The sequence below is a fragment of the Rhodanobacter sp. IGA1.0 genome, from assembly GCF_040208325.1.
In the GTDB taxonomy this organism is placed as follows: Bacteria; Pseudomonadota; Gammaproteobacteria; order Xanthomonadales; family Rhodanobacteraceae; genus Rhodanobacter; species Rhodanobacter spathiphylli.
In genome coordinates this window covers 2729391-2755861 of the sequence record NZ_CP157948.1, presented here as the reverse complement: position 1 = coordinate 2755861, position 26471 = coordinate 2729391, and the positions used below count along the sequence as shown (strand labels likewise).

The window sequence follows — 26471 nt, the reverse complement described above, 5'->3', positions numbered from 1 at the left end:
AGGACGAAGGCCTGAGGCAACCAGGCAGGCACAACCACGTACGCGGGGTGGTATGGGTCAGAAAGTCTCGGCGGCCAGACGGCAATGAGCGAGGCAATGGCCACCGTAAGCAGCAGTGCGCCACAAGCTGCCATGAGATAACTCAGTACTTTTATGCGAGTTGCCATTACGGCCTAACGCTGGAATTGAGCGGCGGCGTAGCCGTCCGCCTCGAATGATCTGTTAGCGCGCTGGCTGTGCGGGAAGCTTAGAGCCGGCCGCTTTCAGATCTCGTAACCCTGACTGTAGATCGCTTTGGCGAATAAGTAACGCGTGAACGCCGTAGCCGTCACCGAAATCCTTCAAGTAGCGCACCAAATTGATGGCATTCGAGTCGTTTGTACCAGACAAAGCGATACGTGCAGCACCGTTGCTGATGGATGAAACTGAAAAGGAGAGGTCGTTGATGTTGATCTTTGCAAGCTCAACTTTGTAGAGAGCCAGATCGCCCTTTGAGTCGAGGTCGCGGACTGCCAGGAGCCCTTGCCCTTCACTATTGAGCTCCAGGCGCAGCACTGAACCCCACGCGTCCGGGCCAACCCAGACGCCGGCTAATTGCGCCCTTGACCGCGGCATTGGCGGCTTGATCGCCTGCGCGCTTACGCTCACAAGCAGCAATGCGAGCCCTGTCAACGAAGCAAGTAAACGTCTGGACTTCACGACTTCCTCTGAAAGCGCTAACGAGGTTGTAGAAAAACCTGCGCTGATGTTGCTTCAATAGCTTCAGGCGAACAAGAGGCATCTGCATGGCGCGTTACAAGCACATCGACATGAGTCCGCGGTTGTTGCCGGTCGACCTGCAGGCGCAGCTGGTGCCAGGGTCGGTCGCCCATACGCTGTACCACGTGGTCGATCAACTGGACCTGTCGGCGTTCGATGCGCACTACCGCAACGACGAAAGTGGCGCGCCGGCGCATGCACCGACGATGCTGCTCAAGGCCGTCTTGCTGGCGTACTCGCAAGGCATGGTGAGCTCGCGCTCGATCGAGCGGGCCTGCCGCGACAACGTGCTGTTCATCGCCTTGACCGGCGACGCCAAGCCGCACTTCACCACGATGCGGACTTCGTCAGCCGCTCGCGCGACGCGATCGCGGCGGTGTTTGCCCAGGTGCTCACGCTACTTGATGGCGAAGGCCTGATCGGCCGCGAGCCTGCTGGCGTTCCCGACGCCAGCAGCCACTTCCCACATCCTTGTGGGTCGTGTTCGCCATCGATGGCGTGAAGCTGCCCTCCAACGCCTCCAAGCATCGCTCCGGCACACGAGCGGAGTTTCTTGCGCAAGCTCAGAAGATGGAACGTGCGGCGACCACCATGCTGGAACGCCACCAGGCCAACGATGCCGGCGCCGCCGAAGACGTGCTGGATGCCAAAGCGGCTGCTCGCATCGAGCGTCTCACCGGCGAGGCGGCGAAGATTCGTCAGTGGCTGGCCGATCATCCGGAAGATCGGCCCGGCACCCGCGGCAAGGTTCGCAAGTCCAACCGCACCGACAGCGAGTCCGCCAAGCTGGCGACCGACAAGGGCGTGATCCAGGGCTACTGCGCCGTGGCCGTGGTCGATGCCGACCATCAGGTGATCGTGGAGGCTTCGGCCCACGGCACCGGCGCGGAACAGGAATTGTTGCTGCCCGTCCTCGAAGCGTGCGCCACGCAGCGCACCGCCTCGACGCTGATCACCGCCGATGCCGGCTATCACTCCGAAGCCAACCTCGCAGCGCTGGCCGAGAAGGGCATCGACGCCCTGATCGCCGACAACGCCATGCGTCGACGCGACGAACGTTTCGCCGAGCAGGCCAAGCACCGGGTCAAGCCCGAGCCGCTGCATGACAAGTCACGCAAGGAAGCGAAGCCACGCCTGTTCGGCAGCGAGGACTTCATCATCGCGCCGGACCAGTCACACGCGATCTGTCCTGCCGGGCAGCGGCTGCATCGCAACGGCAAGGACTGCACCATCGGCGGCTATGCCGCGATCAAGTTCCGCGCACCGGAAGCAGCCTGCAATGACTGCCCGCTGCGTACGAGGTGTTTGCGCAAACCCCAGACCACACGCTCGCGGCAAGTGGCCGTACTTACCCGCAAAGCCGAACGCACCCACAGCGCGCGCATGCGCGAGCGCATCGACAGTGCGTGGGGACGCGAACAATACGGGCGGCGCTTCGCCACCGTCGAACCGGTCTTCGGCAATGTGCGCCACAACAAGCGGCTCCATCGATTCACCCTGCGCGGTCAATCCAAGGTGGATGGTCAGTGGAAGCTGTTCGCACTGGTGCACAACATCGAGAAGCTGGCGAACTACCGCAAGGTGGCCTGAGAAGGCACAAGACAAGCATCGTGGCGCCGATCAGGCGCCTCGAATGGAAGCGAACACCTCTCTGCGAAGAACCACCAAGGATGGAGCGCGGCAGGCGACGATATCTTCAGCCGCCCATTTGGCCGTCTATCCGCCGGCGGAAAGGACTTTTTCTACAGCCTCAACGCTGGAATTAAGCGGCGGCGAAGCCGTCCGCCTTGAATGACCTGTTAGGCGGCAGCACGCTACGCCGTCGGTGAACTGCTGAAAGCCCGGCAATGCCGCGAAGGTTGTGGCCTGCGTGCGAAGAACGAGCCGCTGAGACGAATGCCACGTTGAAGCGAATCGCGCGCGCCGCGAAGCATGAAGGTGCGGGTACGCCAACGCGCGCAAGACACGATGAGCGACCAGGCGCGCGAAAGACGACAACGCAGGCCAGCCCGAAGCGAAAGAATGCGCGCAGCCGATGCGAAGCCAGAACTCGGCACGCACGCGAAGAAGCTGCGAAGTAAAGATGCTCTGACGTCTAACGCTAAGTAGACCCCAAAAGTGGGGTGTTGCGCCGAGTATGCGATTTGGCCATTGATCGTTCAAGCGGCGAATTCCTTCGCCACATCATGAGTTTGCGCGACGACGTCGGTCTTGGGGCGGGATCGACTGCCGTTGTTATCAGCGACTTTTGAGGGTGTATGAGTTACCGGGGCGGAAGTGAGGGTGTAACGGCGGCGGGAATGGCGCAGTGGCTGGATCGGCCGCGAAACGATAGCCGCGGGCTGCTCGAGGGTGTGCTGCAAGCTGATGCGTGGCGGGGTGCGACCATCGTGTTGGTCTGCCCGGCTCGACCCGGATGGTTCAATGGGGCGGATGTCCGCGCTCGCGGGTGAGTCGGGTCAGTTCGGCAATCAGGTCGGCGCGGGTGGCGGGGGCATCGAGCAGATAGACCTGCACGTCGTGTGCCGCCACCGTCGCGTGCAGTTTTCCGCCGGTGCCGACGTCGACTGCCTTGTCGCCGAACGCGGATGTCCAGCGGCCAGCTTGCAGATAATCGCCAACGTCAAACGATGCGGCAGCGTCGCCCTTGTTGAGCAGCACCAGTGCGATCTGGTGTGCGTCGCCTTTCTGGTACACGCGGTAGAACGCGGCCTGGTTGCCGGCGAAGTGCAGTGGCAGCATCAGGCCGCGTTGCAGTGCCGGGGTCTTTTCGCGCAACTGGGCGATGCGCTTGAGCTGGCGATAGATCGGACTTTTCGCTGCGGCGTCGATGCGTTGCTGGCCGTAGTAGTTGCGGTTGCCCTGGTGTTCGGCCTTGCCGCGCTCGAAGCCGGTTTCGGAGCCGTAGTAGATCGCCGGGATGCCGCGGGCGGTGAACAGCCAGTTGTTGGCGTCGATGAAGCCGTTGTCGCTGGCGGCCAGGCGCGCCATGTCGTGGTTGTCGTAGAAGGTGACCAGTTCGTACGGGTTCTGGTACGGGCCATTGGTGAGGTAGAGGCGGTCGAGCAGTTGGGCGTAGTCGCTGCCGGGATGCTCGAACACGTCGGCGATGCGCCCGCGCAGCGGGAAGTCGAGCACGCTGATGCCGCCGTTTTCGGGCCAGGTGTACTGGCCGATGTTGTCGGGGCTGTAGTCGAACGCTTCGCCGAACATGAAGAAGCCGGGATGCTTCGCCCGGATGCGCGCGGCGAACTGTTTCCAGAAGGTGGTGGACATGTGGCTGATGGTGTCGATGCGGAACGCGTCGGCGCCCTGGTCGGCCCACTGGTTGTACGCGCCCGCGAAGTAGTCGAGCACGGCCGGGTTCCGGTCGTCGTTGTTGGACAGCTGAACCAGGTCGTCGTAGGCGTGGTAGAAGCGGTGCAGCGGGTTGCGCACGGGATCGAGCTTGTACGGCGGCAGGTTCTGCTGGTCGGCGACGAGCTTGCCTTCCCTGTCGTAGATCTGGCCGAACATCGGTTGCGCCTGCGGCATGCTGAAGGCGGGCGAGCCGTGGTTGGCCACGATGTCGAGCACGGTCTTCAGGCCCTGCGCCCGCATCGCCGTGGTGAACTGGCGGAAGTCGAGGTTCTTGCTGGGCAGGTGCTCGTCGAGCTGGTAGAAGTTGACGCCCCAGTAGCCGTGGAAGCCGGTCTTGCCGCGGTCGGTGAACTTGGAACCCCAGCTCACCGGATCGCCGCCGGTGAAGGCTTCGTCGGGGTTGTCCACGATCGGGGTGATCCACACCGCGCCGAAGCCCATGCCGCGGATGTAGGCGGCGTTGTCCAGCACGCCCCGGAAGTCGCCGCCGAGGTAGCCGATGTTGGCGCTCTCGCCCTTCGGCGCGCCGGCCACCGGGATGTCGAAGGTGGGGTGGGCGCCGCCCTGGTGGCGCTGGTCGTTGGACGGATCGCCGTTGACGAAGCGGTCGGTCATCACGAAGTAGATCGCGTTGGACGCCATCGGCGCGTCGGTGCCGACGAATTCGGGCGTGGTATCCGCGGCGTGCGCGCCGCCGCAGAACAGGGTGAGCGTGGCAAGCGCCAGTACGGTGGTGCGGATCATCTCGTCGTTCCGGTGATGGCGTTGGCGAGGCTGGGCTAGCCGGGCTCGCGCACGCGCAGGGTGAACAGGCCGGCGACCAGCAGGCAGGCGCCGCCCAGCGCCAGCGCCCAGATCGGCTGGTTGTGGAAGCACAGCCGCAGCAGCAGGCCGAGCACGCTGGCGGCGAGCAGCTGCGGAATCACGATGAAGAAATTGAAGATGCCCATGTAGACGCCCATCTTCCCCGCGGGCAGGTTGTCCGACAGCAGCGCATAGGGCAGCGACAGGATCGAGGCCCAGGCGAAGCCCACGCCGACCATCGAGGCCAGCAGCCATACCGGGTCGCGGATCAGCAGGAACGACAGCAGGCCGGCGCCGCCCAGGCACAGGTTGATCAGGTGGCTGATGCGCAGGCCCCAGCGCCGCACCATCAGCGGAATCACCACCGCGGCCACGGCGGCGAAGCCGTTGTAGGCGGCGAACAGCACGCCGACCCAGTTGGCGCCCTCGTTGTACAGCGCCGAGTGCACGTCGGTGGTGCCGTAGATGGTCTCGGTCACGCCCGCGGTGGTGTAGATCCACATGGCGAACAGTGCGAACCACGAGAACAGTTGCACCCACGCCAGTTGCCGCATCGAGACGGGCATGCCGTAGAGGTCGCCCATCACTTCGCGCAGCATGCCGCGGCCGCGGCTGAAGCTGAGCCAGACGAACAGCAGGCCGAACACGAGCAGCCCGCCGCCCAGCACGTAGACCTCTTTCTCCAGCGCGAAATGCTGGATCGCGAACAGCACCGCGACGCCTACCAGCAGCAGCAGCACACCCCAGCGCCAGGCCTGCGACACGTCCACCGGCGGCTGTTCGGCCACGCTGTCGCTGAACGACTGCAGCCGGTCCGGCGGGTATTCGCGGGTGCTGAAGATGGTCCACAGCACTGCGCCCAGCAGCACCGCGCCGCCGGCGTAGAAGGCATATTTCACCGTGTCGGGAATGCCGCCGTCCGGCGCCACGTTGGCCACGCCGAATTGCGCCAGTATCCACGGCAGCGCCGAGGCCACCACCGCGCCCACGCCGATGAAGAAGCTCTGCATCGCGTAGCCGGAGGGCCGCTGGCGGGTCGGCAGCTGGTCGCCCACGAAGGCACGGAACGGCTCCATCGACACGTTGATCGAGGCGTCCAGAATCCACAGCAGGCCGGCGGCCATCCACAGCACCGGCGCGTTCGGCATCCACAAGAGGGCAAGCGAGGCGAACACCGCGCCGGCCAGGAAGTAGGGGCGGCGCCGCCCCAGCCGGTTCCAGGTGCGGTCGGAGAAGTGGCCGATGATCGGCTGCACGATCAGCCCGGTCAGCGGCGCGGCGATCCACAGCGCGGGGATGTCGTTGAGGTCGGCGCCCAGGGTCTGGAAGATCCGGCTGATGTTCGCGTTCTGCAGCGCGAAGCCGAACTGCAGGCCGAGGAAGCCGAAGCACATGTTCCAGATCTGCCAGAACGACAGCGCCGGTTTGGAGTTCACGGAAGTACCGTCGTTCATGGTGAGCCGTGGCCGGGGGCGAGCGGAGCGATCAGCAGATCATGCACCACCGCCCGGTTCAATGGGCCATCGCTGCCGCCCTGTCCGCCGGTGTAGTGGGCGAAGTGGGCCAGGTAGCTCATGTTGAAGCCGTCGTCGAGCGTGAACCGGCAGGTCGCGCCCGCCCTCGTGCCGAAGCGGCCCCAGCTGGATGACTGGGTGCGCACGCTGTGCGGCATCACGATCGGCAGGCGTTGCTCGGCGCTGCCGTCGCAGCGGATCACCAGCATCTTCACCGCCGCGGTGATGCCGGTGTTGATCGGGCCGTGGTCGTTGGCGTAGTCCAGAGCGACGCGCCAGTCGCCGCTGGCCGGTGCCGTCCATTGGCGCGGCCAGTCGCCGCCGATCCGGTTCGTGTCACCGACGCAGACGGTGGGGCTGTGCAGCGATTCCAGCCCCTGCGCGTCGATGCGCGTGGCGCTGAAGCAGGCCAGGCCCGGCTGTCGTGCGAGCGTGCTGCTGGCGTCGATGTCGCCGTGCGCCACGCCGTTGAGGTAGAGCCGCTGCCTGCCGTCGACGCGGATCTGCCAGCGCTTGCCGACGGCCTGCACCTGCGGTGCGGCGGGGGCGAGCGGCGCGTACAGCGGTGCGTCGGTGCGCGGCGGCAGGTCGGCGACTTGCACCGCTTTCAGCGTGACGGTGGTGGTGTTGCCCTGCGTGCGCTGCTGGTCGGCGACGAGCAGGTTGCCGTCGAGCGCGGCGGGAAGCTGCAGGGTGATCCGGCGTCCGGGCAGTTCGAGGGTGATCGCATGTCGCGTACCGAACAGCATCGGCACCAGCGCGGTGGGCAGCTTCGGTGCGACCCGCTCGTTCCCCTTCAGGCCATTCTCTTCCAGGCCGAACACGCCTTCGCTGACCATCGCCAGGTAGGCCGCCACCGACCACAACTGGCGCGGCGAATTAACCACCGGGCCGCTCAGCTTGCCTTCGTCGACGTGCTGGCCCTGGGTCAGCAGTTCGTAGTTCTCCATGTTGGAGCCGTGCAGCGCGGCGCCGCGCATGATCGAGGCGATCTCGTGGGCGATGCGGGCGGGCTGCTGCGTTTCGCGTGCGGCGCGCAGCGCATACATGCTGACGAACGGCCAGATCGCCCGGTTGTGGTAGACCGGCTGGTCGGCGCGCTCGGGCCAGATCACCGGGCTGCCGGCCGGCCACGTGGGGTAGTTCGCCAGCGTCCGGCGGGCGCGTTCGCCGTCGGCCACGCCGCTGTCGACCGCCAGCGCGATGCCGAGCAGGTCGTAAGTGTCGTATGGCGTGCCGTCGCCGCCGAGGTAGCTCATGTACATGCCGCGATTGGCGCGCCAGAAGCGGGCGTTGATTGCCGCCTTCAGCGCCGCCGCGTCATTGCGGTAGCCGGTGGCGGCCTTCGCGTCGTGGTGTTGGTCGGCCAGCGTGGCGGCCAGTTGCAGCGCCTGGTAGTGCAGCACGTTGGTGGACAGCGCGAACGATTGCGCGATGAAGCCCACCTCGTCCGCGGTCCACGCCGGGTAACTCTGTTCGCGCCAGTCGAGGAAGGAGGTCTCGCCCCGGTACAGGCCGAGGCGCTGGTCGAACGCGTATTGCCGATCCTGCGCCAGGGTGGCGCCGAGTGCCTGGTAGACGTCGCCGGCGAACGCGGCGTCGTCGAGCAGATGGCGCGCACCGAGGAACCACACCACGCGATCGGTGCTGATCGGCCAGCTGCCGCCGGAGCCGGTGTCCTGCATCGGATAGTACGGTTTTGAATCCGTGCCTTGCGCTGCGCCGGCCACGCGCACGCCGGACAGCTTGAACTTCAGCCCGTTGCGCGAACGGGCGGGGTCGAAGCGCCACAGGCCGAGGTCGATCGCGTAGGACAGGTCGCGCGTCCACACGTAAGGCCACTTCAGCCCGGTGACGAAGCAGCGGCAGGGAATCGGCTGGCCGTGGTCGAACGCGCCGTCGCGGATCGCCTCCACCGAGTCGAGCGCGAGGTCGTCCTGCGCCATCGCGAACAGGCCGTCGAACAGCGGGCTGGCGGTGTCGCTGCGCAGCGGCTGCGGGGCGATCACCCGCTGGCCGTATGGCCACGCCAGCGTGTAGCGGTGCTGCGCGTCGTGCTCGATGCCGACGTGCACGCCGTGCCAGTCCAGGCCGTCCTGCGCCAGGCCTTCCTGCCACGCAGGCGTCGCGGCACTGGCGGCCAGCGCGGCTCCCAGCAACAGGCTCAGCACGGGCGGGGACGCGGTGGCGGAAGGCGAATCGTGGTGGTCATCGGTGACAACGCTCCGGTGGCTGCGGGCTGGCGCGACGTCCGCAGGGACGATGCTTCCCGCATGGTAGGCAGCGTCGCACTGCAGCAACCAGTGGTTGCATACGTATTCATGCCGCGCGTCCGTTTTCGCCCGGCGCGCCATTCGCGCGGCGCCTTGTAAAGCGGCGGGCGATGACGGCATAGTCGTTCGACGGCCACGATCACACGGGAGATTCCATGCGGGTACGCCTCGAAGAAGTGGCGCGCGCAGCGAGCGTATCGCCCAAGACGGTGTCCCGCGTGCTCAACGACGAGGCCAACGTGAGCGAGGAGACGCGCAAGCGCGTGCGCGCCGCGATGGAAGAGCTGGACTATCGCCCGCATCCCTCGGCGCGCAGTCTCGCCGGCAATCGCTCGTTCGTGGTGGCGATGCTGTACGACAACAACGACAACCCGGCCTCGACCTACCTGGCCGAGATCCAGGACGGCGTGCTGGAAGCCTGCGACGCCCATCGCTACAGCATGATGGTGCGACCGCTGCGGATGCGTGGCGACGACTTCATCCGCCGGCTCGACGCTCTGATCTCCGACCATCACCCCGACGGCGTGGTGCTGACGCCGCCGATCACCGACTACGCGCCGCTGCTCAAGCGCCTGCGCGAGCGCAACGTGCCGTATGCCAGCGTGTCGCCGCAGAGCGACACCAGCATCGGCGTGCGAATGGACGAGCAGGCCGCCGCGCGGGCCATCGTCGAGCATCTGCTGGGCCTGGGCCACCGGCGCATCGCCCACGTGCTGGGCATCGCCGACCACGGCGCCAGCCGCTGGCGGCTGGCCGGTTACCGCGAGGCGATGGCCGCGGCCGGCGTGCCCGAAGATCCCGCGCTGGTGGTGCAGGGCGCCTTCACGTTCGGCTCCGGCGTCACCGCGGCACGCGAACTGTTCGCCCTGAAGCAGCGGCCGACGGCGGTGTTTGCCGCCAACGACGACATGGCCACCGGAGTGATGTGGGCCGCCGGCGAGTACGGATTGAAGGTGCCGCAGGACCTGTCCGTGTGCGGCTTCGACGACACCCCGCTGGCGCGCCAGCTGTGGCCGGCGCTGACCACGGTGCAGCAGCCCAGCCGCGAGATGGGCCGGATCGCCGCCCAGCAGCTGTTGAACCTGCTGCGCGGCCGCGGCACCGGCGAGCTGGTGCAGATGCCGTTCTCCCTGCAGATCCGCGGCTCCACCGCGCGCGTTTCCTGAAGTTCGCCGCCCGGTCGCGAAGAGCCGGCGGACGGTGTCCGCCCTACGCCTGCCTCTCAGCCTCCCTCCGCAGGGCGGGCACCGCCCGCCACACGCCGTCGCAAGCCGCCACTTCCCTTGGCTGATGCGTCGGCCGATGCGTCACACCGCCACGGCGTGCCTGACCAGACCCGCCGAATCCAGCCATGTTGCGCAGCGAATTGACAGCGCTGTCATCCGTGTCACTATGCGGTTCAGACCGCGTGCCGTCGGCGCGCCAGCCAGGAGCCTTGCCGTGCGATTTCCGCCCCCACCGAACTCGTTGCCGGGTCGTCTTGCCCTCTTCGCCACCCTCGCCGGCGCGTTGATCATGCCCATCCATTTCGTGCTCGCCGGGGACACCGCCGCCACCGTCCATCCCGATGCCTGGCCCCGCGTGCGCTCGCCGTTGCCGCCCGATCCGGCGCTGGAGGCGCGGGTGGGGGCGCTGCTGGCGAAGATGTCGGTGGAGGACAAGGTGGGCCAGATGATCCAGGCCGACATCAAGTCGGTGACGCCGGAGGACGTGCGCGAGTATCGGCTGGGCTCGATCCTGGCCGGCGGCAATTCCGGGCCGGACGGCGGCCAGTACGGCACCGCGGCGCAGTGGCAGAAGCTGTCCGACGCGTTCTACCGCGCCTCGATGGATACCTCGGGCGGCCGGCTGGCGATCCCGGTGTTGTTCGGCATCGACGCGGTGCATGGCCACAACAACCTGGTCGGCAGCACGCTGTTCCCGCAGAACTCCGCGCTGGGCAACGCGCGTGATCCGCAGCTGATCCATGCGATCGGCGCAGTCACCGCCCGCGAGCTGCGCGCCAGCGGCATCAACTGGACCTTCGCGCCCACGCTGACGGTGCCCCAGGACGGCCGCTGGGGCCGTGCCTACGAAGGCTATTCGGAAAACCCCGCGCTGGTGGCGCAATACGCCGGCGCGGTGATCGAGGGGCTGGAAGGCAAGGTCGGCACGCCGCAGTTCCTCGACGCCGACCACGTGATCGCCACCGCCAAGCACTTCCTGGGCGACGGCGGCACCAGGGACGGCAAGGACCAGGGCGATGCCGAGGTCAGCGAGGCGGTGTTGCGCGGCGTGCACGCGGTCGGCTATCCGCCGGCGATCCGCGCCGGGGTGCAGGTGGTGATGGTCTCGTTCTCCAGCTGGAACGGGGTGAAGATGGCCGGCAACAAGGGCCTGATCACCGACGTGCTGAAGCAGCGCATGGGCTTCGGCGGCATCGTGCTGGGTGACTGGAACGCCCACGGCCAGGTGCCCGGCTGCACCAACGAGGATTGCCCGGTGGCCTACAACGCCGGGCTGGACATGCTGGAGGCGCCCGATTCGTGGAAGGGCCTGTACAGGAACACCCTGGCCGAGGTGAAGTCCGGGGTGATCCCGATGAGCCGCGTCGACGACGCGGTGAGCCGCATCCTGCGGGTGAAGCTGCGCCTGGGCATGTTCGAGGCGGGGCTGCCTTCGGCCAATCCACTGGTGCGTGATTCGGTGAAGGTGATCGGCAGCGCCGAACACCGCGCGCTGGCCCGCCGCGCCGTGCGCGAATCGCTGGTGCTGCTGAAGAACGACGGCGTGCTGCCGATCGATCCGCGCAAGCACGTGCTGGTCGCCGGCGATGGCGCGGACAACATCTCCAAGCAGAACGGCGGCTGGACGCTGACCTGGCAGGGCACCGGCCTCACCAATGCGAACTTCCCCGGCGCCACCTCGATCTGGGCCGGCATCCGCGACCAGGTGCAGGCCGCCGGCGGCAGCGCCGAGCTGTCGGTGGAAGGCCATTACAAACGCAAGCCCGATGTCGCCATCGTGGTGTTCGGCGAAGACCCGTACGCCGAGTTCCAGGGCGACCTGCCGAACCTCGCCTACCGGCCGGGCAACGATCACGACCTCGACCTGCTGCGTCGCCTGCGCCAGCAGGGCGTGCCGGTGGTGGCGGTGTTCCTGACCGGACGGCCGCTGTGGATGAACCGCGAGATCAATGCCGCCGACGCGTTCGTGGTGGCGTGGTTGCCGGGCAGCGAAGGCGAGGGCATTGCCGACGTGCTGCTGCGCACCCGCGACGGCCACATCGCCCACGACTTCCACGGCAGGCTGGCCTACTCGTGGCCGCGCACCGCGGTGCAGATTCCGCTGGCCGGCGGCAAGGCGCACTACGACCCGCAGTTCCGCTACGGCTTCGGGCTGAGTTATGCCGAGCCCGGCAAGGGCGGCAAGCTGTCCGAAGACCCGGGCATCGCGCTGAGCAGCGCCCGTGCCGGCGTCTACTTCACCCACGGCAAGCCGGCGCAGGGCTTCGTGCTGCAGCTCACCGGCGCCAATGGCGCGGACAGCAACGTCACGGCGACGCCATCGGTCACGGCGGACGGCACGCTGCGCGTCGGCGCGCTCGACTACAAGGCGCAGGAAGACGCCCGCAGCCTGGCCTGGTCCGGCGGCGGCAAGGCGCAGGCCGCGCTGGTCGCGCCGGCACCGCTGGACGTCGAGCGCGAAACCAATGGCGACGTGATGCTGGTGACCACGCTGCGCGTCGATGCGCTGTCGGCCCAGGGCGCCAGCATCGGCGTCAGCTGCGGCAGCGGCTGCGGTGCGCAATTGCCGATCGGCACGCAGCTCACCGCCCTGCCGCGCGGACAATGGCTGAGCGTCGGCATCCCGCTGAAGTGCTTCCGCGACGCGGGCGCCGACATGAGCAAGCTGGACCGGCCGTTCGAGTGGGCCAGCGGCAGCGGCGGACGCATCGCCGTGGCCGAAGTGTCGCTGGGCACGGTGGCCGACCACACGCTGGACTGCCCCGCGCACTGAGCCGGGCAGCCAGGCCGGAGCCGGAACAGGTTCCGGCAAGGCGCGGAATGAAAACTTGGCGGCCTGCGGGCCGCTTTTTCGTGGGCCTCGCCTGCCGGCGCTACGCCGGCCCACCCATATGGACGGCCAAAAAAATGGATGCCCCGTTGCCGGTGCATCCAATGGGCGACCCGGAGTGCGGTCGCGGGGAGAGTGTCCTGATCGTCGGTTCGGTGAGGCTGCGGTTCCCATTCAAGCGCCAGGTGCGACACGTGTCCGTGTCCGGCTGCGCAGATTGCGGCGACAGCCCCGAGTGATCGCGCGGAGTATGCGGACGATCACACTGGCGCGGGCGAGCGCAAAAAAAAGGATGCCCCGTTGCGGGGGCATCCAGTGGCGATGGGAGGGGAGGAATCCGTCGCCAGGAGAACGGTGTCAGCCTGGGAGCGTAGGCGGCAGAAATCTTCCGGGCTGCAAAAGCGCCTGCGCGGTCCATATTTCCGCCGATTCTTGACCCATGGAACCACCATGGGTCGGCGAATCGTCAAAAATCTGTCCTCGCGCCGCCACTTTTTCGCCTCGAAAGTTTCTACCGCCCACGCTCCTAGAACCAGACCCCGACGGTCACGCCGTAGGTGCGTGGCGGCAGGTACTGCGAGGTGTAGATGAAGCTGCCGTCGGGCAGGGCGAAGCGACCGGCGCTGGTGCGCACCTTGCCATCGGTGACGTTCTGCACATAGGCCGAGACCCACCAGCGATCCTGCGGTTCGGTGTAGCGCACCGAAAGATCACCGCGTGTGTAGGCCTTCTGCTGATCGCCTTCGCCGAGGTTGAACGTGCTCAGCCACTGCGTGCTCTGGTACTGCGCGGACAGGCGCGGGGTGACGCGGCCGCCGTTGGTCAGGTGGAAGTCGTGCTCGTAGATCGCGGTGAGCGAGGTGTTCGGCGCGTGCGGCAGGTCGTTGCCGCTGACGTCGACGCAGGCGCTGATGCCCGAGGCCGGATCGCAGGCGGGCAGGCCCTGGTAGTCGTTGCTGCCGGCGTACTTCAGCGTGCCCAGCTCCTTCTTGGGGATCGCCGAGAACACCAGGTTGAGGCGGTCGTCCTGGCTGGAGTAGGCCAGTTCGGACTCGAAGCCCATCACCTTGGTGGTGCCCTTGACGTTGGAGAAGCCCAGCCCGCGGTTGCCGTCGGGGTAGGTGATCGGCGCGGCCAGCTGGAAGTTCTTGAACTGCTCGTAGTAGATCGCGCTGTTCCAGGTCAGGTGGCCGTCGAGGAAGCTGAACTTCGAGCCGACTTCGTAGTTGGTCAGCGTCTCCGGCTCGTACAGGGTGCCGGCATCCTGGGTGCCGCCGGACTTGTAGCCGGTGGACACGCTGGCGTACAGCAGGCCGTGCTGGCCCACGTCGGCATCGAGCCGGCCCAGCCAGGTCACCTTGCTCTTGTCGTACTTCGCATCGTTGACGGTGGAGACGTTGAAGCCCACGTTGCCCGGGTCGACGTCCGGCGCGATCGGCACCTGCGGCACGTTCGGGTCATACCCCCAGCCCCAGCCACGGCCGCCCACGTTTTCCTTCTTGTCCTTGGACCAGCGCGCGCCGCCGGTCAGGCGCAGGCCGTCACTGATGTGCCAGGTCGCCTGGCCGAAGAACGCGGTGGACTTCACCGTTTCCTTGGGCTGGATGAACGAACCCTGCCAGCTCACCGTGCCCTGGGCGGTGCCGTTGAGGATCGGGATGTCGAAGCGGATGTTGTTGTCTTCGGCCGCGTAGTACGCGCCAAGGATCCAGTCGACCGCGTTGTCGCCGGTGGACTTCAGGTCTAGCTCGTGGCTGTAGTTGCTGTAGTTGCTGTAGTTGGTGCGGTCGGCCTGGTACGAAGCGCCGGTGTTGAAGCTGGTCGGCACCTGGGCACCGTTGTCCTGGTCGAAGTTGCTCTTGCCGGAGAAGCGGTTGAAGCCCGCCACGTAGCTCAGCAGCATCGAGTCGCCGATCTTGAAGTCCATCCGGCTGCGCACCGTGTTGGAGTCGCGCTTGAGGTAGGGCGCGGTGTCGATCAGCGCGGACCAGAAGTCCTGCCCGGCGCGGGGATGCTGCATCAGGCTCATGCCCGGCGTGCCGCGGTCGCGGAAGTATTCCCACGACAGGTTCCAGGTGAACTTGTCGCTGGGCTGCCACAGCGCGCTGACGCGCGCGGCGGACTGGTCCTGCGCGTTGTACTTGTCGCCGGCGGTCACGTAGTTGGCGGCGTTGATCGGCTGGAAGCTGGCCAGCGAGCCGCCGCTGGCCAGGTACGCCGCCTGCTGGTCGGCCACGCTGGGCAACTGCTGCGACGGGTTCTGGTAGTCGACGTAGCCGTCGTGCTGTTCCTGCGCCATCGCCACGCGGATGCCGAAGGTGCTGCTGATCGGCAGGTTCACCGTGGCGCGCGTGCCGATGTGGCTGTAGTTGCCAGCCTCGAATTGCGCGTTGCCGTAGAAGCCGCTGAGGTCGGGCTTGCCGGTCTGGAAGTTCACCACGCCGGCGGTGGAGTTGCGACCCCACAGCGTGCCCTGCGGACCGCGCAGCACTTCCACGCTGTCGATGTCCAGCAGCAGGCCGGCGGCGGCTTCGGGTCGCGGCGAGTAGACGCCGTCGATGAACATCGCCACTTCCGGATCGGCGTATTCGGTCTTGGCGCTGTCGTTGCCGATGCCGCGCATGGTCAGCGTGACCACGCCGTGGTCACCCTGCGAGGTGGCCTGGAAACCGGGCACCAGCTTGGTGATGTCCTGCACCGTCATCACCCGCTCCTTGTCGAGCGAATCGGCGCTGATCACGCTGATCGCGACCGGGGTTTTCTGCAGCGGCGTTTCGCGTTTGGTCGCGGTGACTTGGACGCTGTCCAGGTCCTTGACCTTGGTGCGTGTGGCGGCGTCGGGCGCAGCAGTCGTGTCCTGACCGGCTGCATGGACGGCGCCCGAGGCGAGTATCGCGGTCATCGCGAGGTACAAAGCCGAGTAGCGTAATTTCATTTCACCCTCTCCCCAAAGATCGTCGTGGACATGCAGTGGTCGCGGACATGCGCTATTGTGCTGAATGACAGCGCTGTCAAAATGTATGACAGCGCTGTCATCGGGGCCGATCCTACTGCGAAATTCCATGCTTGGCTTGTTGCTCCGCAACAAGCCGCGGAGGGGGCGAGATGTCACGCATTCAGAAGATCCTCGTGGTGGGCGGCGGCACGGCCGGCTGGCTCACCGCCTGTTACCTCGCCAGGACGCTCAACAGCGCCGTGCCCGGCAGCATCCGGGTCGAGCTGGTGGAGTCGCCGAACATCGGCCTGCTCGGCGTGGGCGAGGCCACGTTTCCCTCGATCCGCGGCACCCTGGCCGCGATCGGCCTGGATGAGCGACGGTTCCTGGTGGGCGCCACCGCGACCTACAAGCAGGGCATCCAGTACGTAAACTGGGTGCGCCCGCCGGGCGAAGCGGGTGCGGACCGTTTCTTCCATCCTTTCAGCCAGCCCAGCCAGCGGCCCGGCAGCCCGGAGCTGTTGCCGTACTGGTTGCTGGGCGGTGCGCCCGAAGGCATGTCGTTCGCCGAGGCGGTGAGCATGCAGCAGCGCCTGATCGAACAGGGCCGCGCGCCGAAGCGGGCCGGCGACCCGGACTACCAGGGGCCGATGAACCACGCCTATCACTTCGATGCGGCCTGCTTCGCCAGGGTGCTGGCCGAGCATGGTCAGGCGCTTGGCGTCACCCGTCATCTGGCCACGGTGGAGCGGGCGGAGCTGGACGAATCCGGCGCGATCGCGCGCATCGTCACACGGGAAATCGGCGAACTCACGGCCGACCTCTACGTGGATTGCACCGGCCTGCGCGGCGCTCTGATCGGCGGCGCGATGCAGTCGCCATTCCACAGCCGGCGCGATGTGCTGTTCGGCGATCGTGCAGTGGCGCTGCAGGTGCCGTATGTGCGGCCGGATGCGCCGATCCTGCCGTTCACCCGCGCCACCGCGCAGGAGGCCGGTTGGATCTGGGACATCGGCCTGCAGAAACGCCGCGGCATCGGCTACGTGTATTCGTCGCGACACACCGATGCGACGCGTGCGGAGGAAGTGATCCGTCGCTACGTGGGCGAGCAGGCGGCGGGGCTGGACGCGCTGCACATCAAGTTCGAGACCGGCTACCGGCCCGAGCACTGGCGTCGCAACTGCGTGGCGGTGGGCCTGGCCGGCGGCTTCGTCGAGCCGCTGGAATCCACCGGCATCGCCCTGGTCGAACTGGGCGCCTACCTGATCGCGCATCTGCTGCCCGGCGACCTCGACGACATGGAACGCAGCGCGCGCCACTACAACCAGATGATGGTGGCGCGCTACGAGCGCATCATCGACTTCATCAAGATGCACTACTGCCTGTCGCAGCGGCGCGACCACGCGTTCTGGATCGACAACGCCGACCCGGCCAGCATCCCGCAGACGCTGCAGGACCGCCTCGCGCTGTGGCGGCATCGCCCGCCGCACCGGCTGGACTTCGTCACCGACCTGGAGATGTTCCTGCCGTGCAGCTGGCAGTACGTGCTGTACGGCATGGAATTCAGGACCGACCTGGAGCCGATGCGCAGCGCGTATCCGCAGATGGCCGCGGCGCGGCGCGAGTTCGCGATGATCCGCGAGATGGCCGGCCATGCACTTGTCGATCTGCCCGACCATCGCACCCTGGTTGAGCGGTTGTGCCGCGAGCATGTGCAGCGGACGGCGCAGCGCGAGGGCTCTGCCGCGTAGGGCGGAGCGTGTCCGCCTTGCTGCGCTGTCGGGGCCGCTTCAGCGCAGCTCGATCACCACCAGGCCCTGCACCGGCACGTCGACCGCGAGCTTGCCGTCGCGCGGCTTCATCGACTCCGGCGCGGCCAGCTTGCCCGCTTCGCGCAATTGCACGATCTGCGCGCGGCTGGGCGAGTCGGGGCGGCCCATGCGGTCGAACGCGGCGAGCGCGTTGCCATGGGTTTCATCGACGCGCCAGACGGTGGCGTGGGCGGCGGCCGGCAGGTGCTGCACGTCGAGGCTGAAGTGCTTCGCGCTGCCGGCGGGCTTGCCCGGCGTGTAGCTGGCGGTGTCGCCCACCGGCGGGGCGTAATTCCACAGGGCGATCACCAGCGTGCCGTCATCGCGCCGGGTGACCAGGGCGGAGTCGGAGGCGACGGCCAGCCGCTGTCCGCCCAGCTTGTGCAGGATCGCGAACGCGTTGAACGCCGGCTTGGGAATGCGGCTGGCGGCGATCAGACCGAAACCGCCGTAGAACGGGTTGCGCACGATGCCCTGTTCCTCGAACACGTCGGAGAACGACCAGTAGCTCATCGCCTCGACCTTGCCCGCGCACTCGCGGATGGTGTTGGCCAGCCACGGGCCCATGAACACGGTGTCGGTGACGTTGGGCAGGTTCGCGTAGCTGGCGTTGTACTCGCTGAAGATCAGCGGCATGTGCGGGTAGGGCGAGGCGGCGATTTCCCGGTGCACCTTGTCGACCGAGCGGCAGACCATGTCACGGCGCTGGATCTTCTCGCCGGTGTGGAACACGTTGTCGGCGGTGTCGTCGCCGTAGACGTGCGTGCTGACGAAATCGACCGGCACGTTGTTCTCGTGCGTGTGGGCAAGGAAGTCGGCGGCCCACGCCGCCTGGGCGGTGGCCGGGCCGCCCACGCGGAAGCGCGGGCTGACCGCCTTGAGCGCGCGCGCGGTGTGGTCGTACAGGGTGAAGTAGCTGGACTGTGCCGGCTTGCCGACCCAGAAGCCGATGTTCGGCTCGTTCCATACCTCGAAGTACCAGCTGGCCACTTCATCGATGCCGTAACGCTCGACCAGGTGCCTGGCCAGCGCGTCGATCATCGCGTCCCACTCGGCGTAGTCCTTCGGCGGCGCGATGTTCGGGTGATACCAGAACGGGTGCAGCGCGGCCGGGTCGGAGGTCAGTTCCGGCGGCATGAAGCCGAGTTCCACGAACGGCTTGAAGCCGTGTTCGAGCAGGCCGTCGTAGATCTGGTCGATGTAGGAGAAGTTGTAGGAGATCTTTCCCTGCGCATCGCGCTGGATCAGGCCCACGTCGTGGTCGAGGATGCCGTGGAAACGGATGTAGCTCACGCCGGTGGCCTGATGCACGGCGTCCAGGTCCTTGCGGTAGTCATCGCGCAGCGCCAGCGCGGCGCGGCCGGAGCCCAGCATCTGTTCCCAGAAATGGGGGAACGGCGTGCCGCTGGCAGTGGCGTCGATGTGGATCCGTTCACCGGCTGCCGGAACGGCCCGCACCGAGCTGGTGACCAGCAGGGCGCCGGCGCAGACGGACAACAGGAAGTGGCGGGCAATAGACATGTGGTTCATGGCGTCGTCCGGATGGATGCGGGCAGGGCGGGCCGTTGCGGGACAAGGATGTAAACGTTTACATCGAAGTGTGCAGTTTCGTACGGATTGGCGGCGGCGTCCACTGCCGCCACGAGTCGCGCGATGCTCAGCGTTTCGGCGAGACCCGCACGCTCCGCGTCGCGCCGGCGGCAACGCGTACCCAGGTGACCTCGCCGTAGCGATCGCGGCCGCTGGCCCAGCCTTCCCCCTGGCTGTCCTGCAGCGAGTCCGGGTCGGCGAAGAATTTCATGGGCCGACCGTCGCCGTCGACCGCACCCGCGGCGCTGCCGTGGATCTTCAACAGGTAAAAACGCAGCGCCGGCCTGAAGCTGCCGGTGACCGCGCCGGTCTCGAAGCGGACGCCGTCATCGCGCCGTTGCACGGCCAGCGACTGGCGGAAGTACGCCGCATGCTCGTAGTCGTAACTGTTGCCGTCATCGTCGTAGTAATCGAACTGGGTGCGGGTGTCGGCGGGAAACACCTCGACCTCCAGCTGTGTCACCGGCTTCTGGCCGACATGATCCATCACCGGCTGGGTCGGGATGATCGCGCCCGCGCGCACGAACAACGGGATGTCGCTCCAGCTCCTCGCATCGATCGGCAGCGTCACGTCCTGGCCGCCGGCGTAACGCTTGCCGGTGAACCAGTCGGTCCACTGGCCAGCGGGCAGATAGATGGTCTTCGCCGTCTGGCCCTGCTCGACCACCGGCGACACCAGCAGGCTGTCACCGAACATCCAGCTGGCCACGTCGTTGCGCACCTTGGGATCGTTCGGCCAGTCGAAGGTGAGCGGACGCACCAGGCCGACGCCGCTGTGGCGACGCTGGTCCTCGTAGCTGTAGATGTAGGGGATCAGGCTGTAGCGCAGGCGGATCGCATCGGCGGCGGCCTTCTCGGCGGTGGGCCCGTACACCCACGGCTGGCGCTTCTGGCTGGAGTCGCCATGCACGCGGAACACCGGCACGAAGGCGCCGAACTGCACCCAGCGCGCGTAGTTTTCCGGCGTCGGCGTGCCCGCGGTGAAACCGCCGGTGTCCATGCCCCACTGCATCGCGCCCACGTCGATCGCGCTCAGCATGCGGGCGCGCTGGCCGGCCATGCTGGCGAAGCCGGTGTGGATGTCACCGGACCACATGCCGTAGGCGTAGCGCTGCGCGCCCAGGTAGAAGTTGCGGCTGATCGACCACACGCGCTGGTTGGAGATGGCGCGCTGGCCGTCGTAGATCGCGCGCTGCATGTCCAGGTGCTGGGTGTCGATGCCGACGTTGTCGGCCTCGTCGTTCCACCAGCCGACCATGCCGGACTGGAAGGCGGTTTTCATGTGGTCGAAGAACCACGTGCGTGCCTGCGGGTTGGCGAAGTCGATCTCGCGCACCAGCTTGCCGGAGAAGTAGTCCTTTGCCGGTTTGTTGCCCTTGAGGAAGTAGCCTTTCTCGGCGGCTTCGCGGCCCTCGATGGTGTCGACGTGCACGCGCGGTTTCATGATGCCGGTGAGCTTGATGCCGCGCGCGTCGAGCATCTGCTTGAGCTTGCCGCCGGGGCCGTCGGGGAACTTGGTGGTGTTCCAGGTGAACTCGCCCCAGTCGTTGCCCCAGTCCTTCCAGTCGAAGTCCAGCGTGAAGTTGTCGATCGGGATGTGCCTGGCGCGGTAGGCGTCGACGATCTGCAGCAACTCCTTCTCGTCGATGCCCCACTGGCTGTTGGTGAAGCCCATCGCCCACTTCGGGAACAGTGGCGTATGCCCACTGAGCTTGGCCACCTCGGCGAAGATCTGCTTCGGCGCGCCGGCGATCAGGTAGTAGTCCAGGTCCCTGCGCGACGTGTCACTGGCAGCGATGCGGCCGTCGTCGAGCGTGAACTTGCCGCCCACGGTATCGACCAGCACGCCATATCCTGCGGTGCTCCACACCAGCGGAGCGCCGGCATGGCCCTGCTCGCCGGCGGTGATGGTCTGGGTGCCGCTGCGCAGCAGGCCGGCGCTGGCGTCTTCGGTGGCGTTGTAGCCACCGATGCCGTAAAGCGGGTCGCCCCTGCCGTGGTCCAGTTTCAGTGTGCCATTGGCGAGTGCGCCGAGTCCGTGCTGGGTCAGCAGCACATGGCCGGCCGCATCGGAGAACTGCAGGCTGCCGTTGCGCGCATCCCAGCGAAGCGCAGCCGCCGAGGTGGACAGCGTGGTGACGTCGCCCGTCGTATCGGCCTTCACCTCGGTCAGCGCGGCGGGCCTCGCCTTGGGGTCGATCACGATCGAGGCAGGGCTGCTCTGGCCATGCGGCAGCGCATGCACGCGCACGGTGTTCGGCGTGATGAAGCCGATCGTGATGCGGTCGCTGCCGTGCACGAGATTGAGCTCGCCGTGCGCTGCCTGTGCAGTGAACGCAACGTCGGCCTCCGCGGCAAAGGCGGGTGCAGCGGCCAAGCCGAGGGCGAGGCCAAGCGCGAGCGTCAGGCGGCGGGGCGTGAAGTGGGGCATGCAAAAACCTCTCGATGAACGGGAGATCGGGATTGCTGCGCTCAGCGCAGGATCACCGAGGCATATGGCGGCAGCCGGAGCTGGCCGTCAGCGAGCGTGGCGCCCGATCCAGTCTGGCGCGCAATGGTGGAAAACGTCGTGGCGCTGCCACCCAACATCACGGTCTGCGCCTGGCCGGACAAGTTGTGCAGCACCAGCACGTGGCTGCTCGCGTCCTGCAATTGCCAGGCGGCGATGCGGGTGTTGGTGGTGGGCCATGCGTGCAGGACGCCATCGCGCAGGGCGCCGATCTCGCTGCGCCAGCGGATCAGGCTGCGGTAGTGCTGGAGCAGCGAGGCGGGATCGGCCAGCTCGGCCTGCACCGACACCCCGGCACCGTCGTGCGCCGTGGAAGCCTTCCAGGTGGTCTCGCCACCGGAACGCCCCCAGCGCATCGGTTCGCGCAGGTTCGGATCGGGCTTCACCCCGCGCATGCCCAGTTCCTCGCCGTAATAGACGAATGGCTGGCCGGGAAGGGTCAACAGCATCGCGGCGGCCATGCGCATGTGCTGCAAGTTGCCGCCTAGCTGGCTCATCACGCGTTCCTGATCGTGATTGGACAAGAAGGGTGCGTCCACGCCCGCCTTGCCGGTAGCCTTGCGATAGGCGGCGTCGGTGCGCGCCAGCAGCGCGGGCAGGTCGCCGGCGCGCTCGTTCCTGGCGCTGTCGATCAACTGGCTGGCCAGCGGAAAGTCGAACACCGCACTGAGCGGGCCGAACCACGGCGCGAGCCGGTCGGGTGAATCCTGGGTGACCTCGCCCACGATATAGACGTCCGGATGCAGCGCCTGCATGGCGCGGCGAAATTGCGACCACCAGGCCAGGTTTCTGGCGAGCACCCGGGGGTCGCCGTCCTGTGCCTTGAAGTCGTAGTAAATGTGCTGGGCGGCATCGAGCCGAAAGCCGTCGACGCCCTGCTTCAGCCAGTAGCGGCCCACGTCGAGCATTGCCTGGCGTACGGCCGGCGTGTCGTAGTTGAGGTCGGGCATGGCGCCGGTGAAGTCGCCCAGGTAGTGCGCGCTGCCGGCGGCGCGCCAGGCCTGGCCGCCGACGGCACTGGCCGCGGACAGGTCGGTATGCGGGTCGGCCCAGCTGTACCAGTCGTGGTACGGATTGGCCGGATCGCGCGCGGCGACGAACCAGGGATGCTGGTCGCTGGTGTGGTTGGTCACCAGATCGATGATCACCTTGATGCCGCGCTGGTGCGCTTCGGCCAGCAGGCGGCGGAAGTCGCCCGGAGTGCCGTACTGCGGGTTGATGCCGTAGTAGTCGGTGACGTCGTAGCCGTGATAGCTGGGGGACGGATTGATCGGCATCAGCCAGATGCCGCTGACGCCCAGCGACTTGAGGTAGTCGAGCCTGGCGGTGACGCCGTTGAGGTCGCCGATGCCGTCGCCGTTGCTGTCGACCCAACTGCGCACGAAGATTTCGTACCAGACGTCCGCGCGGGCGGTAGAGGCAGCGCCTGGCGACAACCTCTTGACCGCGGCCTCATGGTGCTCGGCAGGCGCTCGCACGGATGGCGCCGCACATCCGGTGACGAGCAGGGCCGTGCACATGAGCAAGACAAGGGCAGCAGGGCGCATCAACGGGGGCTCCGGCAACTTGCGGCTGATCGTGTCGTTTTCGCGCGGCCAATGGTTTGCGCCGGACGGCGACCATCCATCTAGAGAGTGCTCTTCATGGTAGGCCGCCGGGTGGCGGATGCCGCAGTTCTGCATACGTATTCATGCACCGCCAGGGCGGTTCTGCGTGCGCAACTCGCGCGATGCAAATGGCCGGCAAAAAAAACCTGCCGGCGTCGCCGCCGGCAGGACAGGGAGTAGCTGCGTTGGCTTAGAACTTGTACGTGGCGCCAAGCAGGTAGGTGCGGCCCCACTCGATGTACTCGAGCGGACGATCCTTGGTGCCGGCGTAGGTGCGATACGGCGCGTTCGTCAGGTTGCTGGCCTGCAACTGCACACTCAGTCCGTGCAGCTTGCTGCCCTCGGCGAAGGTGTAGCCAATCTGTGCGTCGAAGATTTTTTCGCCTACGACATAGCGCAGCGTGCGCGCACCGTTGAAGTTGCCGATCTCGCCGATGAAGTCCGAACGCTTGCGCTCACTGATGCGGGCATCGAACCCGTTCTTTTCATAGTAGGCGGTGAGGTTGAACACGCGCTTGGACAGGCCTGGCAGGCTGATCGGGCCATCGCCCACGCTGGTCGCGTTCTCGGGAGATCTGATCTTGACGCTGCTGTCGTTGAAGCTCGCGCTGCCCAGCACGCCGAAGCCATCAAGTGCCGGCGTAAACATGCTCAGCGGTATCGATGCCGACAATTCCAGACCCTTCAGGCTGCCGCCCTTGCCGTTGAACGGCGCACTGAAGGTTCCCTTGGTCAGGGTCGGCGGCTCGTTGGGACCCGGCACATAATTGGCTACCAGGGACGAGAAGTCGTAGCCGTCGCGGGTCTGCGTGTAGATGTAGCTGGTCAGGTCCTTGTAGAAGAACGCCGCGGCGACGTAGCCATTGCCACCGAAGTATTTTTCCCACGACAGATCGAAGGCATTGGCGCGCCACGGATCGAGCCTTGGATTGCCGCCGCTGGCACCCGGCTTGCCGGTGGTCTTGTCGACACCGAACTCCAGCGAGGCGCGCATGTCGTCCATGCGCGGACGTGCCACCTGCTTGGCCAGTGCCACGCGGAGCATCTGGGTTTCGGTAAGCGAGAAGGCCAGATTCAGGCTCGGCAGTACGTCGGTATAGGTCTTGCCGTCGGTGAACCTTTCGATCTGACTGCCAACCGGCTTCGAATCATTGAAGACGTTGGCCGACGAGGACTGGTCCGCGCGCTGCACCTGGACGCCCACATTGCCGCGTACGGGAACGCCCCATACGGTGTCGACATTCGCCATCGCGTAGGCGGTGGTGATCTTCTCCGACAGGTCCCAGGCCTTGGACACCAGATACGAGGCGTCTTCGTTGGGCGCGAAGGTCATGTAGCGCGCGACGGCACCCGGCACATACCACGACGGGATCTTGCCGACGCCGGCGAAACCCAGGTCCACCAGGCCGTACTGCAGGTCGGGTGCGATCGCCGTGTCGCCCTGGGCACCGACGTTGATGTTGCCTTCGGGCTGGTGCTTGATCTTTTCGCGGTCGGCGTAGTTGATGCCCACTTCCACGTCGGTGATCAGCTGGTTGACCGAATCGGGCATCGGGATGGTGGCGCCGAGCTTGGCGCTCTTCAGCTGATCGCTGACCCTCGGCGCCTTGCCGTAGCCTGAGCCGTAAATGGTATTGGTCAGGAACAGCTTGCTCGCATCGGAATAGTCGAGTCCGGGCGCCAGCTGGGAAAAGTTGCTGCCCGAGTAGTTCAGGTTCAGCGAGTCGAGCTGCGGTGCAGGCACCAGCTGGGTGTTGTTCTCGAGATTGAGCTCGCGACGCTTGGCCTTGGAGTAGCTGAGGTCGGCCACGATGCTGACCTGGCCGGCATTGAACTCGTTCTTCCAGCCTGCCGCGTTGATGGTGTCGTGACGGCTGTTGTACATGCCGCGCACCAGCGGATAGATGTTGTTGGCCGTGCCGCTGGTGAATGTCCCGTTGCTGTTGATCGTCGGGTTGGTGACGGCGAGACGGCCGTAGCCGCCGTTGTAGTCGCCGAGGTTCACTTCGAACTGGTTGGCGGTGTCCTTCTGCGTGGCCTTGGTATGGAACAGGTCGAGCGTGCTGGTCCAGCTTTCCGACGGCCGCCATTCCACCGTGGCCATCACGCCGTCACGCTTGGTGTAGCCGGTACGGCGCAACGCCTTGATGCCATCCGAGAACCAGGTGCCGGCGGGCACGCCCGGACGCCAGTTGTCACCCACCTGCTGCCAGGGTTCGTACAGACCCACCTGATTTTCCTGGGTTGGCGTCTGCGAGTGCGCGTAGCCAACGGCGATGCCCAGCGTGTGATCCATGAACTGGCCGATGTAGCTGGCGTTGAATCGATTGCCGAACGCACTCGAATCTGCTGCCCGGCCCAGCGAATTGTGCTGGCCGCGCACACCGACGACAGCTACGGGCTGCTGGTAGTCCAGGGGCCGCACGGTGTGCATGTCGAGCGTGCCGGAAAGTCCCTGGCCGATCAGGCTGGCCCTGGGTGTCTTGTACACGGTGACCCCGCTGACCAGTTCGGAAGGATACTGGTCAAATTCCACACTGCGGTTGTCACCGGTGCTGACCATCTCGCGACCGTTGAGCAGGGTGGTGGCGAAGTCCGGTGAGAGACCGCGCACGCTGATCACCTGGGCGCGGCCGGCGACACGCTGGGCCGACACGCCCGGCAGGCGCGCAATCGATTCGGCGATGCTGACGTCAGGCAGCTTGCCGATGTCTTCGGAAGAAATGGCCTCGACGATCTCGTTGGACGATTGTTTGGTCGCGATCGCGCTCTGGATACTCTGCGCGAAGCCGCTCACCGTCACCACACCGAGTTCGGTGGCCTGCTGCTTTTTCTTAGCCTTGGCATCCCTGACTTCCTGGGTGTTGGAAGCGGTGCTTCCCTGGGTGGTGTCCTGGCCGGACTGGTCGGCGTTGCCGGCCGGAGGTGTCGCGGCCCAGGTCACCGAGGTGGCGCAGAAGCCCACCGATGCCAGCGCCAGAACCAGCACTTTGCGTTTGAGTATCACCGTTATCCCCTCCCAGGGTTGCACGTCATTATTGGTCATTGGTTTCAGCCCCAGCGTCGCGGCGGATGACTCGCGCTTGCGCAGCACCTGTTCGTCGACGTGACGCCATGGTAGGGCGGCGTCCGCCGGTCGGACCGTTCATGCATACGTATTCATTGTGCTGCTGTGCGTCGAAGACGACGCTGCAACGCAGTCGCCGAGGATGTGTCGATCGATTGGGCATCGATGCGTGGTTGGCTGGCGCGG

The 26471-nt window shown here is 66.5% G+C and carries 14 protein-coding genes; 5 read left to right on the top strand and 9 right to left on the bottom strand.

Annotated elements, in window-relative coordinates; genetic code table 11:
• Positions 1-222 precede the first annotated feature (222 nt).
• Complete coding sequence (locus tag ABNK63_RS12485; protein ID WP_350015805.1) at positions 223-699, bottom strand: hypothetical protein; 477 nt, start codon at positions 697-699, stop codon at positions 223-225.
• An 86-nt stretch (positions 700-785) separates the two neighbouring features.
• Between ABNK63_RS12485 and ABNK63_RS12480 the strand changes: the two genes are divergently transcribed.
• Complete coding sequence (locus tag ABNK63_RS12480; protein ID WP_350015804.1) at positions 786-1178, top strand: transposase; 393 nt, start codon at positions 786-788, stop codon at positions 1176-1178.
• A 151-nt stretch (positions 1179-1329) separates the two neighbouring features.
• Positions 1330-2349, top strand: a complete 1020-nt coding sequence (locus ABNK63_RS12475; protein WP_350015803.1) for a transposase — start codon at positions 1330-1332, stop codon at positions 2347-2349.
• Positions 2350-3180: 831 nt separating this feature from the next.
• Here ABNK63_RS12475 and ABNK63_RS12470 read toward each other — a convergent pair.
• From ABNK63_RS12470 to ABNK63_RS12460, 3 genes are read right to left on the bottom strand one after another with little or no spacing between them, the layout of a single operon-like run.
• A complete protein-coding gene (locus ABNK63_RS12470; RefSeq protein ID WP_007807902.1) occupies positions 3181-4863 on the bottom strand; it encodes an alpha-amylase family glycosyl hydrolase in 1683 nt (560 codons plus the stop codon).
• Between the two features lie 35 nt (positions 4864-4898).
• Entirely contained in the window at positions 4899-6377 is a 1479-nt protein-coding gene (locus ABNK63_RS12465) for an MFS transporter (protein ID WP_350015802.1), read from the bottom strand.
• A complete protein-coding gene (locus ABNK63_RS12460; protein WP_350015801.1) occupies positions 6374-8608 on the bottom strand; it encodes a Six-hairpin glycosidase-like protein in 2235 nt (744 codons plus the stop codon). Before ABNK63_RS12460 ends, ABNK63_RS12465 begins: the two co-directional genes overlap by 4 nt.
• A 257-nt stretch (positions 8609-8865) precedes the next feature.
• Between ABNK63_RS12460 and ABNK63_RS12455 the strand changes: the two genes are divergently transcribed.
• Together ABNK63_RS12455 and ABNK63_RS12450 are read left to right on the top strand one after the other, a co-directional pair.
• Positions 8866-9876 (top strand): LacI family DNA-binding transcriptional regulator, encoded by a 1011-nt coding sequence (locus ABNK63_RS12455; RefSeq protein WP_007807909.1) that lies wholly within the window; start codon positions 8866-8868, stop codon positions 9874-9876.
• A gap of 349 nt (positions 9877-10225) precedes the next feature.
• Entirely contained in the window at positions 10226-12709 is a 2484-nt protein-coding gene (locus ABNK63_RS12450) for an exo 1,3/1,4-beta-D-glucan glucohydrolase (RefSeq protein ID WP_350017221.1), read from the top strand.
• 583 nt (positions 12710-13292) lie between these two features.
• Here the strand turns inward: ABNK63_RS12450 and ABNK63_RS12445 are convergent.
• Complete coding sequence (locus tag ABNK63_RS12445; protein WP_350015800.1) at positions 13293-15701, bottom strand: TonB-dependent receptor; 2409 nt, start codon at positions 15699-15701, stop codon at positions 13293-13295.
• A gap of 170 nt (positions 15702-15871) precedes the next feature.
• Between ABNK63_RS12445 and ABNK63_RS12440 the strand changes: the two genes are divergently transcribed.
• A complete protein-coding gene (locus ABNK63_RS12440) occupies positions 15872-17452 on the top strand; it encodes a tryptophan halogenase family protein (RefSeq protein WP_350015799.1) in 1581 nt (526 codons plus the stop codon).
• A gap of 39 nt (positions 17453-17491) precedes the next feature.
• Here the strand turns inward: ABNK63_RS12440 and ABNK63_RS12435 are convergent, their stop codons facing one another.
• The 4 genes from ABNK63_RS12435 to ABNK63_RS12420 all read right to left on the bottom strand — a co-directional run bounded on the left by ABNK63_RS12435 (position 17492) and on the right by ABNK63_RS12420 (position 26264).
• Entirely contained in the window at positions 17492-19042 is a 1551-nt protein-coding gene (locus ABNK63_RS12435; RefSeq protein WP_350015798.1) for a glycosyl hydrolase family 39, read from the bottom strand.
• 127 nt (positions 19043-19169) lie between these two features.
• Positions 19170-21533, bottom strand: coding sequence for a TIM-barrel domain-containing protein (locus tag ABNK63_RS12430; protein WP_350015797.1), 2364 nt, complete (start codon positions 21531-21533; stop codon positions 19170-19172).
• A 41-nt stretch (positions 21534-21574) separates the two neighbouring features.
• Positions 21575-22993, bottom strand: coding sequence for an alpha-amylase family glycosyl hydrolase (locus ABNK63_RS12425; RefSeq protein ID WP_350015796.1), 1419 nt, complete (start codon positions 22991-22993; stop codon positions 21575-21577).
• A gap of 415 nt (positions 22994-23408) precedes the next feature.
• Positions 23409-26264, bottom strand: a complete 2856-nt coding sequence (locus ABNK63_RS12420; RefSeq protein ID WP_350015795.1) for a TonB-dependent receptor — start codon at positions 26262-26264, stop codon at positions 23409-23411.
• Positions 26265-26471: the final 207 nt, after the last annotated feature.